This is a genomic window from Pseudomonas sp. COR18 (genome assembly GCF_048568395.1).
GTDB lineage: Bacteria > Pseudomonadota > Gammaproteobacteria > Pseudomonadales > Pseudomonadaceae > Aquipseudomonas > Aquipseudomonas fuscovaginae_B.
In genome coordinates this window covers 3,233,201-3,247,000 of sequence record NZ_CP183808.1, presented here as the reverse complement: position 1 = coordinate 3,247,000, position 13,800 = coordinate 3,233,201, and the positions used below count along the sequence as shown (strand labels likewise).

At 59.8% G+C, this 13,800-nt stretch carries 17 protein-coding genes; 14 read left to right on the top strand and 3 right to left on the bottom strand.

The window, feature by feature from the left end:
• Nucleotide 1: 1 nt before the first annotated feature.
• From ACM62G_RS14960 to ACM62G_RS14930, 7 genes are all read left to right on the top strand, one after another.
• A complete protein-coding gene (locus ACM62G_RS14960; protein ID WP_419737426.1) occupies nucleotides 2–2,692 on the top strand; it encodes a toprim domain-containing protein in 2,691 nt (896 codons plus the stop codon).
• 470 nt (nucleotides 2,693–3,162) lie between these two features.
• Nucleotides 3,163–3,522, top strand: a complete 360-nt coding sequence (locus ACM62G_RS14955) for a DUF7673 family protein (RefSeq protein WP_419737425.1) — start codon at nucleotides 3,163–3,165, stop codon at nucleotides 3,520–3,522.
• Nucleotides 3,519–3,764 carry a hypothetical protein gene (locus tag ACM62G_RS14950; protein WP_419737424.1) on the top strand — a complete coding sequence of 82 codons (246 nt, stop codon included), beginning with the start codon at nucleotides 3,519–3,521 and terminating at the stop codon, nucleotides 3,762–3,764. Before ACM62G_RS14955 ends, ACM62G_RS14950 begins: the two co-directional genes overlap by 4 nt.
• Before the next feature lie 61 nt (nucleotides 3,765–3,825).
• Nucleotides 3,826–4,065 carry a hypothetical protein gene (locus ACM62G_RS14945; protein ID WP_419737423.1) on the top strand — a complete coding sequence of 80 codons (240 nt, stop codon included), beginning with the start codon at nucleotides 3,826–3,828 and terminating at the stop codon, nucleotides 4,063–4,065.
• Nucleotides 4,053–4,328, top strand: a complete 276-nt coding sequence (locus ACM62G_RS14940; RefSeq protein ID WP_419737527.1) for an Arc family DNA-binding protein — start codon at nucleotides 4,053–4,055, stop codon at nucleotides 4,326–4,328. The genes ACM62G_RS14945 and ACM62G_RS14940 overlap by 13 nt, the downstream gene beginning before the upstream one ends.
• A complete protein-coding gene (locus ACM62G_RS14935) occupies nucleotides 4,328–4,579 on the top strand; it encodes a hypothetical protein (protein WP_419737422.1) in 252 nt (83 codons plus the stop codon). Before ACM62G_RS14940 ends, ACM62G_RS14935 begins: the two co-directional genes overlap by 1 nt.
• A gap of 219 nt (nucleotides 4,580–4,798) precedes the next feature.
• On the top strand, nucleotides 4,799–5,011 hold the full coding sequence (locus tag ACM62G_RS14930) for a hypothetical protein (protein ID WP_419737597.1): 213 nt from the start codon (nucleotides 4,799–4,801) through the stop codon (nucleotides 5,009–5,011).
• On the opposite strand, the gene ACM62G_RS14925 is transcribed toward ACM62G_RS14930, so the two are convergent.
• The 3 genes from ACM62G_RS14925 to ACM62G_RS14915 all read right to left on the bottom strand — a co-directional run bounded on the left by ACM62G_RS14925 (nucleotide 4,981) and on the right by ACM62G_RS14915 (nucleotide 8,133).
• On the bottom strand, nucleotides 4,981–5,235 hold the full coding sequence (locus ACM62G_RS14925; RefSeq protein WP_419737421.1) for an ogr/Delta-like zinc finger family protein: 255 nt from the start codon (nucleotides 5,233–5,235) through the stop codon (nucleotides 4,981–4,983). The two genes, ACM62G_RS14930 and ACM62G_RS14925, sit on opposite strands and share 31 nt — an antisense overlap.
• A gap of 86 nt (nucleotides 5,236–5,321) precedes the next feature.
• On the bottom strand, nucleotides 5,322–6,158 hold the full coding sequence (locus tag ACM62G_RS14920; RefSeq protein ID WP_419737526.1) for a phage portal protein: 837 nt from the start codon (nucleotides 6,156–6,158) through the stop codon (nucleotides 5,322–5,324).
• The gene (locus tag ACM62G_RS14915; RefSeq protein ID WP_419737420.1) at nucleotides 6,085–8,133 is read right to left on the bottom strand and encodes a terminase large subunit domain-containing protein; all 2,049 of its coding nucleotides are present in this window, start codon (nucleotides 8,131–8,133) and stop codon (nucleotides 6,085–6,087) included. The genes ACM62G_RS14920 and ACM62G_RS14915 overlap by 74 nt, the downstream gene beginning before the upstream one ends.
• A 160-nt stretch (nucleotides 8,134–8,293) precedes the next feature.
• Here ACM62G_RS14915 and ACM62G_RS14910 point away from each other — a divergent pair, with 160 nt between their 5' ends.
• The 7 genes from ACM62G_RS14910 (at nucleotide 8,294) to ACM62G_RS14880 (ending at nucleotide 13,799) form a co-directional block, all read left to right on the top strand.
• A complete protein-coding gene (locus tag ACM62G_RS14910) occupies nucleotides 8,294–9,253 on the top strand; it encodes a GPO family capsid scaffolding protein (RefSeq protein ID WP_419737419.1) in 960 nt (319 codons plus the stop codon).
• Nucleotides 9,253–10,275 (top strand): phage major capsid protein, P2 family, encoded by a 1,023-nt coding sequence (locus ACM62G_RS14905; protein WP_419737418.1) that lies wholly within the window; start codon nucleotides 9,253–9,255, stop codon nucleotides 10,273–10,275. The genes ACM62G_RS14910 and ACM62G_RS14905 overlap by 1 nt, the downstream gene beginning before the upstream one ends.
• A complete protein-coding gene (gene gpM, locus ACM62G_RS14900) occupies nucleotides 10,272–10,991 on the top strand; it encodes a phage terminase small subunit (protein WP_419737417.1) in 720 nt (239 codons plus the stop codon). Before ACM62G_RS14905 ends, gpM begins: the two co-directional genes overlap by 4 nt.
• Before the next feature lie 98 nt (nucleotides 10,992–11,089).
• Nucleotides 11,090–11,551 (top strand): head completion/stabilization protein, encoded by a 462-nt coding sequence (locus ACM62G_RS14895; RefSeq protein WP_419737416.1) that lies wholly within the window; start codon nucleotides 11,090–11,092, stop codon nucleotides 11,549–11,551.
• A complete protein-coding gene (locus ACM62G_RS14890) occupies nucleotides 11,548–11,997 on the top strand; it encodes a phage tail protein (RefSeq protein WP_419737415.1) in 450 nt (149 codons plus the stop codon). The genes ACM62G_RS14895 and ACM62G_RS14890 overlap by 4 nt, the downstream gene beginning before the upstream one ends.
• Nucleotides 11,990–12,667 (top strand): phage virion morphogenesis protein, encoded by a 678-nt coding sequence (locus ACM62G_RS14885; RefSeq protein WP_419737414.1) that lies wholly within the window; start codon nucleotides 11,990–11,992, stop codon nucleotides 12,665–12,667. The genes ACM62G_RS14890 and ACM62G_RS14885 overlap by 8 nt, the downstream gene beginning before the upstream one ends.
• Before the next feature lie 16 nt (nucleotides 12,668–12,683).
• Nucleotides 12,684–13,799: a DUF2586 domain-containing protein gene (locus ACM62G_RS14880; protein WP_419737413.1), complete on the top strand. Its 1,116-nt coding sequence runs from the start codon at nucleotides 12,684–12,686 to the stop codon at nucleotides 13,797–13,799.
• The last annotated feature ends 1 nt before the right edge of the window (nucleotide 13,800 follow it).

Below are 13,800 nucleotides of genomic sequence, written 5' to 3'. Positions count from 1 at the left end.
CATGAACGCACGATTCACCCCGGAGCAGTACGACCGCATCTATCTAGATGACGTGGTTCCCGAGCTGCAGCACGACAAGGAACTGGGGTTCCAATCCAAGGACGAGTCTCAGGAGTATTTCAACAAAGGGATTTGTCCTGGTTGCGGTGAGCGGACGATCTACGTCAGCAAGCTCAAACCGTTCCAGATCAAGTGCAACCGCCTCAACCAGTGTGGCTATGAGGAAAAGACTCGGGAGCGGTATCGCTACCTGTTCGAAAACCTGAGTGACCGCTTCCCGCCGACCGTGGAGAACCCCAACGCGACAGCCGATGCATATCTGCAGCGCACCCGTGGGTTCGAAATCAGACGAATCGCCGGCTGGTACGACCAGGCCCGTCGACAGATGGCTGATGGCTCCTACGCGGCAACCGTGCGCTTCCCGCTGTGTGACGGCTATTGGGAACGAATCATTGATGCAACTGCCGTGGCCGCAAACGACGGTGACAAGGCCGGCATCCGCAAAGGCATGAAATACAAGGGCCACGGCTGGGAGCCCAAGGGCCAGACCTACCAGAAAGACGACCTGGTGTTCGTTGTCGAAGGGATCTTCCACGCGATTGCACTCTGGCTCGCCGGCTACAAGGCGATCGCCGCGATCAGCTGCAACAACTTCCCCTGGCAGATCATCGAGGCCGAACAGGGTAAAGGCGTCCGTTGGGTTATTGCCCTCGATGACGATCGCGCCGGCCATGACGTGATCCCGAAGTACCGGGATCGGTTGACGACGATGAAGGAAAGCTGCCAGGTGGCACTCTCCGGCAGCCGCGATTGGGATGACGTCTACCGCGATGGCCAACTGGATGACGTGTTCATCCAGGACGCGCTGTACCAGGGCCAGCTGTTTTGCGCCCGTTCGGCCATCCATAAAGCCTACTTGCTGTATACCCGCCGCCCGCGCCCCTTCTTCCTGGTGGAGTTTGGCCAATGCCTTTTTTCGGCCCGGGTGAACACGTCCGAGCTGCAGAAGGACCTGGATGACATGCCACGTAAAGCAGGGGAAGAACCCACCGGATACCGCACCGAATTCACGAAGCACACAACCATCAGCCAGGTGGCCAACTGCGTGCCCCGTTTCGAGTACCTGGAGCGCGATGCGATCAGTGGGGAGCAGCGTTACTTCTTCAAGTTCGACTTTCCGAATCGCCGCTTGAACTGCAGGGAGCCGCTGCCACCGAGCGCTATCACTGAACCCCGAGGCTTCGCCAAGGCCCTCTTGGAGAGGACACCCGGCGGCATGTTCGAAGGCGGGGAGAAAGTCCTGGGAATGCTCAAGAGCGAATGGCTGCGTGACCCCAACGTAGTTCGCACACTGCCCTTTGTCGGGTACGACGAGGTGACCGGTGCCTACTGCTACCCCGGCTTTGGCTTCTACAAAGGCAAGGCCATGCAAGTGAACGACCACGGCTTCCTCGACATCAAGGGGCAAGGTCTGAAGACCTCTGCCCGCAGCTACCCAATGCACCGCGGCCAATCATTCGATCCGTCCTGGTTCAATGACTTCAAGTCCGTGTTTGGCCTCAACGGCCTGGCCAGCCTGGCGTGGTGGACGGGCTCCCTGTTCGCAGAGCAGATCCGCGCCGTACAACAAGGATGGGCATTCCTGGAACTGACCGGCGCCGCCGGCGCGGGCAAGTCGACACTGATTCGCTTTCTGTGGCGTTTGGTTGGCCGAAAGAATGAAGAAGGGATCAAACCCAGCGGATCTGGAGCATCAGCAATCGGCCTGCTGCGCTCGCTCTCTGCAGTAAGCAACTTGCCGGTAGTCCTGATGGAATCCGATAAGGAAACCACAGACGCCATGGGGCGAACGGTGATCATCCAGTACAACTGGGACGAGATTAAGTCCCTGTTCGACATCAATGCCAAGCTGCGTGTTACCGGTGTGAAAACGGGCAATAGCGACACTGACGCGCTGATCTTTCGCGGGTCGATCTGCATTTCACAGAACACCATGGTGGAGGGATCGGAAGCGATCCTGACTCGCATTGGGTACTTCCACATGACATGCGACCACCACACGGCAGAGCTGAAGGAGGTTGCTGATCGCCTCAAGGCTATGTCCGTCGAACAACTGTCCGGCTACCTGGCAGCAGTGTTGAGCCAGGAAAGCGCCTGGCTACAGCGCTACTTCGATGTGTACCGCGAGTGCGAACGCCGGTTCCTGGCCGTCGGCGGCGTCAGCCATGCCCGTATCGTCCAGGTGCATGCACAGATCCTGGCTGCAGCCATGGCCACCCAGTCACTGTTCCCGGAATGGTCTGACCGAGATATCGAGAGCCTGGCCAAGCACCTGGAAGCACGCGCGCTCGATCGACAGCAGACGCTCTCTGCCGAGAGCAAGACCGCTGCTCTGTTCTGGCAGGCCTATCACTACCTCAACGAACAGGTGGTGACGATCGACGACGGTTCCGGCCCACGCCAGGAAACCCGGGAGACCCTCAACCACAGCTCGGACAAAGGCCTGATCGCGATCAACATCCAGCATTTCCAGACCGCCAGTCGTGCTGCAGGTCTTGAAGCGCTGCCGACCATCCTTCTGCAGAAAGCGCTGAAAACGAGCAAGACCCACACCTTCCTGGAAACACGCAAGTGCCACTCCCGAATCGAGCAGCGATCGTTGAACTGCTGGATCTTCAAGAAGAACGGATAAGCCCGCCAACGCAGGGGTGAGCGATCGGGAGCGGCACCTGGCTGGAGGGATCTGCGTTTTCTGAGTAGTCCCCTAAATCATCTGGAATATCTGGAAGGAATAGGAATAGGTCAATGAATACAGGCAGTTACAGCCATCCAGCAATCGGCGTACCAGTGGAAGGCAGCGGAAGGAATTTCCTTCCACCATCTTCCACCAACCTTCCACTTTGGAGGTTTCTCCGTGAAACGGCTGTAGCCCAGGCACTGCGCGGCCTGCAGCCGAATGGTGGCGATTTGGCCTTCCACCACCTTCCACCCCAGCTGGAAGGAGCCCCAGAAGCTGCAGACCAACAAACACAAGGGTTACAGACCTACCTACATGGGTTCCTTCCAGTTATTCCAGATGCTCGGGGGGTACACGCAACACATTCAACAACCGGGTGGAAATCCGCCCATATGTGCCGCCAGGCACCACAAGGAGAAGCACCAATGAGCAACGGAGCAAGAACCATGGCCACCGCACTGGCCAAAGTCCAAGCCCACCAGCAGCAGCTACCGGCTATCCGTGTTGCTGGAACTCAGGCACTCAATCGGTTGGTCCCGATCGCCTTGCGCGACCACGGCCAGAGCCGCGTCCTGGGGCGCTTCCTGCTGGGGATCTACAACGGCGAGGACTTCCCCTTTGAACTCAGCACCCTGCGCAGCCTGGACATCGACCTGTTCGAAGACTGCCTGAAGGTCCTGATGATGGACTTCACCCCCGACTTGGAGGTGCACGAACGCATCCAAGGCGGCAGCGCGATCTGGCAGCGCCTGATCGAGCAATGGGCACCGGAGACACTGGAATGAATGTGTTCTACACCGTGGACGGCCAGGCCGGCGCGATGCTGATGCCAGCAACGTACCTGCTGTACGCCAAGGCCGAGGATCTGGCTGAACTGGTGGCCAGTGACTTCTGGCGATACCACCAGAGTCCGCCCGGGACCTGCGAAGTGCACCTGAAGCAGGTCGATGGCGTGGAGCTGGGAGTATTTGAAGTTCAGTGCGTGACGCGCCCGGTGTACACGGCCAAGGCCGTTAACCGGGGCTGATAGAGACGGTGCCAAGGAGTTGCAGCTCCCTGGCACCAACCACCGAAACAAGGAGAAGAACATGCGAGTACCAACCCCAAGCGGCAGCGGTTCGAAGGCTACCACAACACCGAGCCGCCTGCAGGCCACAGCGATCGTGGGGGGAGCCCTGATCGGCTTCCTGGTCATGAAGACCCCAGAGGCCTATTCACGACTGGAGAAGGTCACCGACGCAGCCTGTTGTCGCGGCGATCTGTCCGTCCAGGACGTTGCTCTGGTTCGCCAGTTGCTGGCCACCGCTCCACACACATCATCCCTTTGAAGGAGAGAATAACCATGACCCACAAGAAGACTGACTCCCGCACTGCTGACAAGTTCGTAGTTCGCTTGCCTGATGGGCTGCGCGATCTTATTGCCGAAGTTGCAGCAAGTAATGGCCGAAGCATGAACTCAGAAATTATCAGTCGGCTCAAGGGTTCTATAACTGGCGACCTGGACTCCACAGAGCTGCGGAGGCTCACACGAATTCTAACTTCGCGAGTTGAGGAACTGGAAGCTCAACTGAACTTGAAGGGAGCGGCGTGATGCTTATTGACGGAAACCTAATTGAAGTGACCAAGATCGAGACGGAAGAAGCACGCCGTCAGTTGGGCCTTGGAAATGACTTCAATCTGACGCAAGCGACCCAACACCTCTACCATGATCCAGGCGACGGTCTGGTGCTGATCCCGCTACCCGCTGACATGTTCGTGGTTGCACTTGAGGGAGAAACTGGAGAGCGAAAATTTGGGGTAGTGAGAATCAACTCCCTAAAACACAAACTCAAAGAGTATTGAAATAGTATTAACTCAATACACATTGATTACAGAATGGGCGCATAAGCGCCCATTTCTTATTACCACACACATACCCAAACTCACACCAGATCAGACCATCACATCAAGAAACTAATTGCATAATTTGCACTGCAATTTCAACCGCTTTATTTTCTTGACGCGCAGACCGTTCGACGACAATATATTGGCTATGTGCCATTATGAAAAACGGAGTTACGCATGTCACAACCAACCCTCTGCCTTAACAAACTTGCCGATGACCTGGAGAACCACGGAAACCTGCTTGCCCTTTTAACTGAACTTCCTACCACCGAACTATCCGAGCGCGGGCGCGTTGGTTTAATACAGTTCTCTACGGGCCTGATGAAGGACTTCGAAAACATAGAGAGAACTTTCAACAGCTACCGCGCATCTATAGCGCCAAGCTGTTGAAAGATCTCCTTCTGTCGAGACTTGGGTAATTTTCGGAGCTGATCAAAAACAAGACGATCAAGCATCTGCTCTGAAGGGGTTAGGGTATGCGAAAAAGTTAGATGGGCCACCCAACGATGGCCACAGTCTAAACAGGTGCAGTAGAGAGACGAAAACTCCATAGAAATATCGTTCCTAGAAGATATCCTGCCCTTCCCATTACACTCCTTGCAGTAGACTCGCATACACCCCCTCCCTTAGGTTCCTGATTGGGTACTATTTTGCCATAAAGCAGTGCCCACTGAACCTATTAATTTTAGTCAGACTGTTGCTATTTCTCGTTCTTTTTCCAGCTGATGCGCCTATCTTCGCGCAACACTTCGTTGACCTGACTGAACAACTGGCAGATGGGTCGAATCTCGTTGTTCGTGTACACCCGATCGATCTTTTCGATGTCACCAAAGCCGCCGGTATTCTCGGGAATAATCCCCGCTAGCGCCGGATTCATCCGCCACGCTGCAATAATGTCATTCCGTGTAATGTTCTTAACTTTCTCCAGCTCATCCCGGGCTTGAAAGTCACCGACCGGGATGATCTTGATAGCGTTCTCTTGGCCGCCTGGAATATTCACAAACATCGAGCGAAAGTTACCAACGCCCTTACTCGCACTGATCTGCGCTCTAAGCTCGTCTTCGTCCTTCTCGGACAAATTCGGATCATTGGTATAAAAGATGTAACCAGCATGCGCGCCGTTGCTGTAATACCGACGACGGAACAAGGTAGCTGCCTCATTCAACAGCAATGCCTGCAGGCCGCCCAGGTAGTCAGGAACACCATAGATGTTCTGTTCCACATCATAGTCTTTGACCTGAATAATCTCGTCCTGGTCGAACTCTTCTTCTTGGCCATTGGGCAGCAACATGACGAATCCACCGCCAACTTTTACCCGCATGTTGATCGCCGGCAGGTGCTCCAACTCCAGGCCCTGGTCTGCAAAGTTGAAGTGCACCAGGAAATAAGCCTCTCCAAACACCATGTAGTCCAGGGCGGCACAACCCATTGTGTGGATGCTGCAGCCTGCAGACGGAATGAACTCACGCAACAGCAAGTTGCGCTTGAACTTCGGAATGGCGCCGTGGTGCGCATTGGCACGCAGCAGCTTGGCCAGGCCGGCGCGGGATACCGGTGGCTTGTACAGCCGCCCGTCGTCGCTGGCGAACACGCCCAAGTACTCGCCGATATTGCTGGTCAGGACCTGTTCCGGCTCCCCGAATGTGAACACCCGTGTTTGCTGTCGCTCGGGCTGCCGGTTGTGTCGTTGCTTTCTGTTCGCTCTTGGCATGGGTTCCACTCAGGAGGTAGCGGCTACTGCGCCGCCTGTTGGTGTTCAAAGGTTCGTTGTGCAGGGCATGCATGACGGCCCACGCGATGTCCGCGTGCCCCGTGGCCTCGGTCCTGGAGGCGCTGAACGTGATCTGGCCGCCACCGGTGGTGCCGCGCTTGATGGTGAGGAAGGCCTGGGCGATGTCGGTCCACCCGGCGTCCCACTCGATCCGGGCAGCCTGGATGACGTCCTGGGCCTTGAGGACCAGTGTCGTTTTCGTCTCCAGGCTGTAGTGGATCTGCCTGGCCCGTGGGTAGAAGTCGTGCACCAGGTCGTAAACACCGATCCCGACGCCCGTCGTGTCGATGCCGATGTGCTGCACGTTGAACCGCTCTGTAAGCTTTTTGACCTGGGCCGCCTGGTATGTGAACGACTGCCCCCGCCAGCTGTGTTTCTCCAAGATCCGGAACTTGCCCCCGGGCTCGGCGGGCGGTGCCACCACGACGCACGTAGCATCGTCCCTGGTGCGGCTTGGGTCGTAACCGAGCCACACCGGAGCATCGCCGAACGGTCGATCGGCCTCTGGCTGATAGTCGTCCCACAAGCTGAGGTCGGAGTAGCAGCGCTCCAGGTCCTTGAGCCCGAACGCGCTCTGTGTGCTGTCGATGAATTTGCACATGTACAGCTGATCGAAGCGGTCTTCGTCGTTCTCCAGCCGCAGCCGATCGATATCGAACAGGTTGCAGCCCCCGGCCTCGGCATCGAGCACGGTAATGACCTTGCGCCATTGGCCGTCCGGACAGAGCGCCCCGGCGTGGATCTGTTGGTCGCTCGGCCAGTCCCTCGCCAGCTTCTTGCCCCGCTTGCTGTTCTTGAACTCTTCGCCAGTCCAGAACGGATACGCCTGGTGCGTCACGGCGCTCGGCGTTGAGAAGTACGTCTTGCGCCACTTGGCATGGGAGGCCATCGCCCCGGCCAGGCCGTCGAGCTTTAGGAAATCGCGAATCCAGAAGTATTCGTCGATGTAGACGTGCCCGTGGTGCCCCTGGGCGGTGCTGCTGTTGGTCGACAGGAAACGCAGCTCGGCCCAGGGCTTGCCGTCCTTGGAGAGCTTGATGGGGTTGCCGGTCAACTGGATGTCGAACCATTCCGCCGCGAAGGTGACGATGTAGCTACGGAAGATCTCGGCCTGCGCGCGGCTGGCCGACAGGAACATTTGGTTGTCCCCAGTCAGCACCGCATCCATGAAGGCTTCGGCAGCAAAGTAGTAGGTCAGGCCGATCTGACGTGACTTGAGGACGTTACGGATACGTGCGGTCAGCGGGTTCTGTTTGGCCTGGAACAGTTCCAGCTGGTAGCCGAACATCCTGGAGGTGAATTTCTCCAGGAAATCCAACTCGGTCAGCTTGCTGATATCGTTCTTCAGCTCCTTTTCCCGCTTCTTGCCGCCACGGCTTCCCTGGTCCTGGCGCTCCCTGCGTGGGCGCTCGTTGTCCCTGGCCGGCGTGTCATTCGCCGCCGGTGCTGCAGGCCGGGCAGACTGTTTGATCAGCTTTTCCCTGATGGATGTCAGGCGCTCCAACTCGTCCAGGTCGCCCTTTGTCAGCGTCTCCTGTTTCTCCAGGATGAGCGTGATCCGCCGGCTGACAGCCGTCACCGGTTCTTCATCCGTCAGCATCTCATCCCACGATCCCTGCCTGATCCAGTAGTAGATGATCCGGACGTTTGGCAGCTTCAGCTGAGCCTGGATCTCTTTGACCGAGGCGCGGCGAAGGTAGAGGCGCTTTGCGGCTTCCTTGACTTCGATTGAGTAGTTCATGGGGCCGCAGTCTATGCGGCGAAATCCCCATAAACGCGGGCTAAAAGTGAGCGATTTTCCTAGATCGTGAAAATAGGAATTCCGCTCAAGCAAACCGTTTTGCAGGGGCCGATCGGCTCCCTATCGTGGCGCTCATCGACCACTACCGAGCGTTTCACTGATGCCCAGATCCCTTGTCTCCTACTGGAAGCGCGTAGCTGTCAGCGGCCCGACTGCAGACAACCGGGAGATTACCGTCCAGGAGCTACGCGACTGCGCCGAGACCTACAAGCTGTCCGTGTACACGGCGGTGATCTGGAGCGAACACGAACGCTGGCCAGGCTCCCACGGCACCGTCTTTGCCGTGCGTCTCGTAGAGGACGACCCGGAACTGGAGCCTGGCCAGGTGGCCCTGGAGGCGCAGCTCAAGCCCAACAACAAGCTGCTGCAACTGAACGACGAAGGCGAAAAGCTATTCACCAGCGTCGAGATCACCCCCGACTTTGCCAAGTCGGGACGGTTCTACCTGACTGGCCTGGCCGTCACCGACTCGCCGGCAAGCCTGGGCACTCAGGAGCTGTATTTCTCCCGGGGCGCCCGCAGAGGCCATCGCTATGCCCGGACCTCCTATTACTGCAACGCCGTTGCCCTGGGCTCCCTGCGCGAGGGCGGTCAGCCAAAAGGCGAAATGCGCCGCCTGTTTTCCGCACTGACCGGCTTGTTCAAAAGCTTCGCCGAAATCAGCGGCACCCCTGACACCCCCTCACCCCGAGAGAAGAAACCGATGGATGAAGCAACAGCCAAGGCGCTGCAGGCGCTGTGTGATCAATTCGTAATCCTGCTGGCCGGCCTCCAGGCCGTCCTGGAGCCGGTCGTGGAAGATGTCGACCCGGCAGACAACCAGGAGCAGGTCGACGCCGTTGGCTCCGCCGTACAGGACGTGGTTGACCAGGCCAACGAGGACCGCGACTACAGTCGCAACGGCAAGGGCGGTAAAGGCGACAAAGGTGTCAAGGAACTAAGCGCTCGTATCGACGAGTTGCAAGAGTCCATGACCAAGATGTTCAACACCCCGGCCAATCGCCGCCAGGTGCAGCGCACCACCGGCGCCCAAGGCCAAAAACGCAAGGGTCTGCGCTAATGGCTTCCCTCTCTCAACACGCTGAAGAACAGTACCTGCTGCTCCAGCGCGAGCTGGCCGAGGCTTATAACGTCGGTGACGCGGCTCGTACCTTCGCGGTCGAGCCAGCCCATGCCCAGGAGCTGAACGAACAGATCACCGAGCGTTCCGACTTCCTGCAGCGGATCAACGTCGTACCTGTCCGCGATCTGAAGGGCGAGAAGGTACTGATGGGCCTGAACGGTCCAGCCACCGGTCGTACTGACACAGACAAGAATGACCGCGAGCCGCGCTCCCTGCTCGATCTCAAGAACAACGAGTACGAGCTGTTCAGCACTGAAACCGATGTCGCCCTGAAATTCGCGACGATCGACGCCTGGTCGCAGTTCCCCGACTTTGCCGAGCGCTACCTGGCCGCAGTCCAGCACCGGATCGCGCTCGACCGCATCATGGTCGGCTTCCACGGCAAGTCTGTCGCAACCCAGACGGATCGCGACCAGTACCCGATGCTTCAGGACGTGAACAAAGGCTGGCTGCAGATCGCCCGCGAGCAGATTCCGGAGCAAGTCCTGAGGACCGCCGCACCGGCTGAGAAAATCATGCTAGGCAAGGGCGGCGACTACGCCAACCTCGATGCCGCGGTGCATGACGTCAAGCAGATGATCGACCCGGTTTTCCGTGATGAGGGCGACCTGATCGCCATTGTCGGCTCCGACCTGCTGGCCTACGACAAGGGCAAGCTGTATGCCGCCCAGGGCCAGACCCCCACGGAAAAAGAGCGGATCGAGGACCAGCAGGTTATCGCTACCTATGGCGGTCTGCAGTCCTTCCTGATCCCGTTCTTCCCGGCGAAAGGCATCCTGGTCACCAGTTGGAAGAACCTCTCGATCTATTTCCAGGGCACCAGTTGGCGCCGCCATCTCCTGGAGAACCCGAAGCGTTCCCGCGTCGAGGACTACAACGGTCGCAACGAAGGCTATGTGATCGAGCAACTGGGCAAGTTCGCCTACCTGGAATCCGATTCCGTGGAGACGGTCAAGTGAGCCTGGCCCTGGAGCACAAGCGCCGCGTACTCGCCCAGGGCGTGTCGGCGGTGGCCAGCGCGGTCGCCGCTGCTGCGCTGCCGTACTCGCCAGGCGAGGCACTGGGCAGCCCGGCGAATGCACGCAAGCACCTGGCCTTGATGGAAGCCGCACTGGACGAGGACCTGGCCCGCCTGAGCTCGATTCAGGGCATGGCCACCCGCCAGGACCTCAAGCGTAGTGAGCTGCTGCCCAAGTACCAGGAGTACATCCAGCGTTACATCGAGTCCGGTCTGGTCTTTCCGAACCGCGTCCTGGTCCAGGTCATGGTCTGGCTGTTCGACACCGCGCAGTTCGTCGATGCCCTGGAGCTGGCCGACATCGCCATAGCCCAGGGGCAGGTGATGCCGGAGCGCTTCAAGCGCCGCGACATCCAGACCTTTGTCGCCGATTCGGTCTGCGCATGGGCTTATGACGAATACAAGGCCAACCGTAGCCCGGAGCCGTATCTATCTGACCTGCTGCCGCGCGTTGATGGCGAATGGGACCTGCCGGAGCAGATCCCCGCGAAGTTCCACAAGCTGATTGGCATTCGTGCCCAGGAAAACAAGGAATGGGCGACCGCACTGAAGCACCTGGAACGAGCGCAACAGCTCTATTCCAAGGTTGGTGTGGACGTCCGAATCGATAACTGCCGCAAGGTCCTGCGCAAGCAGGAAGCCGCCGGCACCCAATAACCGACTACCCCCCCAGCGGGAACCCGTGAAACGAGATAGCCAATTCATTGGCCTACCCCGTTGAAACGGTGCTTCCCGCCCTTTTCGAGTGATCAGCGATGAGCTTTTCAGGCAGAACCTCCACCGTGGTGGACCAGACCATCGAGAACAACGGCTTTTGGCCGGATCTCTCCCTGGCTGAGTACCAGAAGGCTTACCGCCTGCCCGGCGAGTACCTGGGCGAAACGCTGGTCACTCAACTGACCATTGCCATGGCCGAAGTGAACGAGGACCTGCGTGTCCTGCAGGGCCGTTGGCAGGGCTTGGGCATGCAGTCCGTAGCGACCGCCGATCCGTTGCTGCTACCCGAGCGCAAATTCAAGGTCGAGCTGTACAAGCGCGCCGTGTACTGCCGGGCGAAGTCCACCGCCCTGACCGACTTTGCCACCGTCTCCCGCCGCGAGGTAGCCGAGAACACCGGCAAGGAAGCCCCGGAGCGGGCCGAAACCTTCCTGGCATTCAGCCAGTCCGCCATCCGCGCCCTGCAGGGCCGCGGCCGCATCACGGTGGCCCTCGCATGATCAGGCTCAAGGCACTGACTGCGTACCTGGTCGACCGCCAACTGGTCCCCCAGGAGCAGCTCGACTCCTGGACCGAGCAGGTCGGCCTGCAGTTGACCTGGGCCGACACCGAACAAGGCCTGCAGATGGGCAACATGCGCTATCGGGCGGTGATCAGCCTGGAGCGCTTCAACGACCACCCTGGACGCCTGATGGCGCTGGTCGGCAGCTGGCTGGAAACCAACGACCCCGATCGGCACCGATTCGACCTGGCCGCGCCTGAGTTCTCGGTCGAGCCGCTGGACCTGGCCAACGACCTGTTCGACGTCGAGCTGGTCCTGGAATTCGTCGAACCACAGTACCTGGCTGAAGATCCCGCCGGCGAGGTGCTGGCCTTCGGTCGCACCTGGTCGTTCGTGCCGTTCGATCTGTGGGTTGCTGAACACGGCGATGTCAGCCATGGCTAGCCGCGTTTTCGACATCGATGCGCGGGGCCTGCTCGGCGTGCGCGAGCAACTGGCGCTGCTGCAGCTCAAGCCGCAGTTACGCCGGCGACTGCTCAACAACGTCTCCAAGCGTGTACGGACCATGAGCCGCCAGCGTATCCGTAGCCAACAGAACCTGGATGGGTCGCCCTTCGCCCCGCGCAAGAACACGGAGGCCGGCAAGCGGAAGATGGAGGCCGGCCTGGGCAAGCTGATGATGGTCACCAGTCTGACCGAGGACCAGGCCGTCCTCGGCTGGCGCAACGGCCTCACCAGTTGGGTCGCCGCGCAGCAGCACAACGGCACCTCGGAGCGCCGTACAGCCCAGCAGATGCGCCGCTGGAACCGCGTTTCCGCCGGGGACGCATCCACTCATAAGCAAGCCAAGCGCCTGCGCCGCCTGGGCTTTCGCGTGCGGATGGCGGGCAAAAAGAGCCTCACCCGCCCGTCTGTGGCCTGGATACTTGAACACGTCAGCTTCATGCAGGCCGGCCTGCTGATTCGGATCCTGGACGAGGAACGCGGCGAGACCACCGGCGCCGACAGCTGGGAGATCAAGCTCCCGAAACGCCAGTTCCTGGGGGCGAACGCCCAGGAAACCAGCCTCCTGGTCAACCAGGTGCTGCTGCAAATCCTCAACTCACCCCGTTAACGGAGCACGACCGCTTATGGCTCTCGGCAAAGTCAGCGTGAACAATCTCAACCTGGGCCAAGGCGCAGTGACCGAGATCGAGCGCTATTTCCTTTTCATCGGCCCCGCCGGCAAGAACGCCGGCAAGCTGCTGCCCCTCAACACCGACACTGACATGGCCAACGCCCTGGGCGCTGCAGACAGCGACCTGAAAACCCAGGTCACCGCAGCCCGGGCCAACGGCGGCGATCGCTGGGCCTGCGTGGCCGCGCCGATCGGCGCCGAAGGCGATTGGGCCACCGCCCTGGAGTATTCCCAGCAACAGGGCTACTCGGTCGAGGGTGTCGTTATCACCCGGCCAGTAGCCACCGGTGCCGAACTGGTCGCCATGCACACCGCCGCCGAGCAGCTGAGCGCCAAGTATGGCCGCCGGGTATTCGTCATGGCCGCGTCCGCCGGCATCCTGCCGACCGCGACCTGGGATGAATACCTGGTCGCACAGAAGGCCATCACCGCCGACGTCGCTGCGCCCCGTGTCCTGGTCGTGCCCCAGTTGCATGGCAACGACCTGGGCGTACTTGCCGGACGCCTGGCCAACGCGGCCTGGAGCATTGCCGACAGCCCGATGCGCGTGGCCAGCGGCGCCGTGCTCGGCCTCGGCGCAGTGCCGGCGGACAAGGAAGGCATCCCCCTGCCGTCCGCGATCCGCAGCGAGCTGGACAAGGCGCGCTTCTCCGTGTCGCAGACCTATGCCGATTACGAGGGCGTGTATTGGGGCGACGCCAACATGCTCGACACCCCCGCGAGCGACTACCAGGTCCTGGAGTACCTGCGCCTGGTCGACAAGGCCGCGCGCCAGGTCCGCCCGCTGCTGATCCGCCGGATCGGCGATCGGCGCCTCAACAGCAGCGCCGCGAGCATGGCAGCCAACACCAGCGCCCTGATGGCGCCCCTTCGGGCCATGGCCAAGGCCATCAAGTTTGCCGGCGAGGTGTTCCCGGGCGAGATCCAGTCGCCGAAGGACGGCGACCTGGTGATCTCCTGGAACAGCCGCACTCAGGTCCAGGTGTTCCTGAAGATCCGCCCGCACAACTGCCCCAAAGACATCACCGCGAACATCGCGCTGGACCTTTCCCAGGACAATCAGGAGTAAC

Bases quoted from the DNA above. Each gene is read 5' to 3' on its own strand.
- ACM62G_RS14960 (WP_419737426.1), top strand. From the start codon at position 2: ATGAACGCACGATTCACCCCGGAGCAGTACGACCGCATCTATCTAGAT.
- ACM62G_RS14955 (WP_419737425.1), top strand. From the start codon at position 3,163: ATGAGCAACGGAGCAAGAACCATGGCCACCGCACTGGCCAAAGTCCAA.
- ACM62G_RS14950 (WP_419737424.1), top strand. From the start codon at position 3,519: ATGAATGTGTTCTACACCGTGGACGGCCAGGCCGGCGCGATGCTGATG.
- ACM62G_RS14945 (WP_419737423.1), top strand. From the start codon at position 3,826: ATGCGAGTACCAACCCCAAGCGGCAGCGGTTCGAAGGCTACCACAACA.
- ACM62G_RS14935 (WP_419737422.1), top strand. From the start codon at position 4,328: ATGCTTATTGACGGAAACCTAATTGAAGTGACCAAGATCGAGACGGAA.
- ACM62G_RS14930 (WP_419737597.1), top strand. From the start codon at position 4,799: ATGTCACAACCAACCCTCTGCCTTAACAAACTTGCCGATGACCTGGAG.
- ACM62G_RS14925 (WP_419737421.1), bottom strand. From the start codon at position 5,235: ATGCGAGTCTACTGCAAGGAGTGTAATGGGAAGGGCAGGATATCTTCT.
- ACM62G_RS14915 (WP_419737420.1), bottom strand. From the start codon at position 8,133: ATGAACTACTCAATCGAAGTCAAGGAAGCCGCAAAGCGCCTCTACCTT.
- ACM62G_RS14910 (WP_419737419.1), top strand. From the start codon at position 8,294: ATGCCCAGATCCCTTGTCTCCTACTGGAAGCGCGTAGCTGTCAGCGGC.
- ACM62G_RS14905 (WP_419737418.1), top strand. From the start codon at position 9,253: ATGGCTTCCCTCTCTCAACACGCTGAAGAACAGTACCTGCTGCTCCAG.
- ACM62G_RS14895 (WP_419737416.1), top strand. From the start codon at position 11,090: ATGAGCTTTTCAGGCAGAACCTCCACCGTGGTGGACCAGACCATCGAG.
- ACM62G_RS14890 (WP_419737415.1), top strand. From the start codon at position 11,548: ATGATCAGGCTCAAGGCACTGACTGCGTACCTGGTCGACCGCCAACTG.
- ACM62G_RS14885 (WP_419737414.1), top strand. From the start codon at position 11,990: ATGGCTAGCCGCGTTTTCGACATCGATGCGCGGGGCCTGCTCGGCGTG.
- ACM62G_RS14880 (WP_419737413.1), top strand. From the start codon at position 12,684: ATGGCTCTCGGCAAAGTCAGCGTGAACAATCTCAACCTGGGCCAAGGC.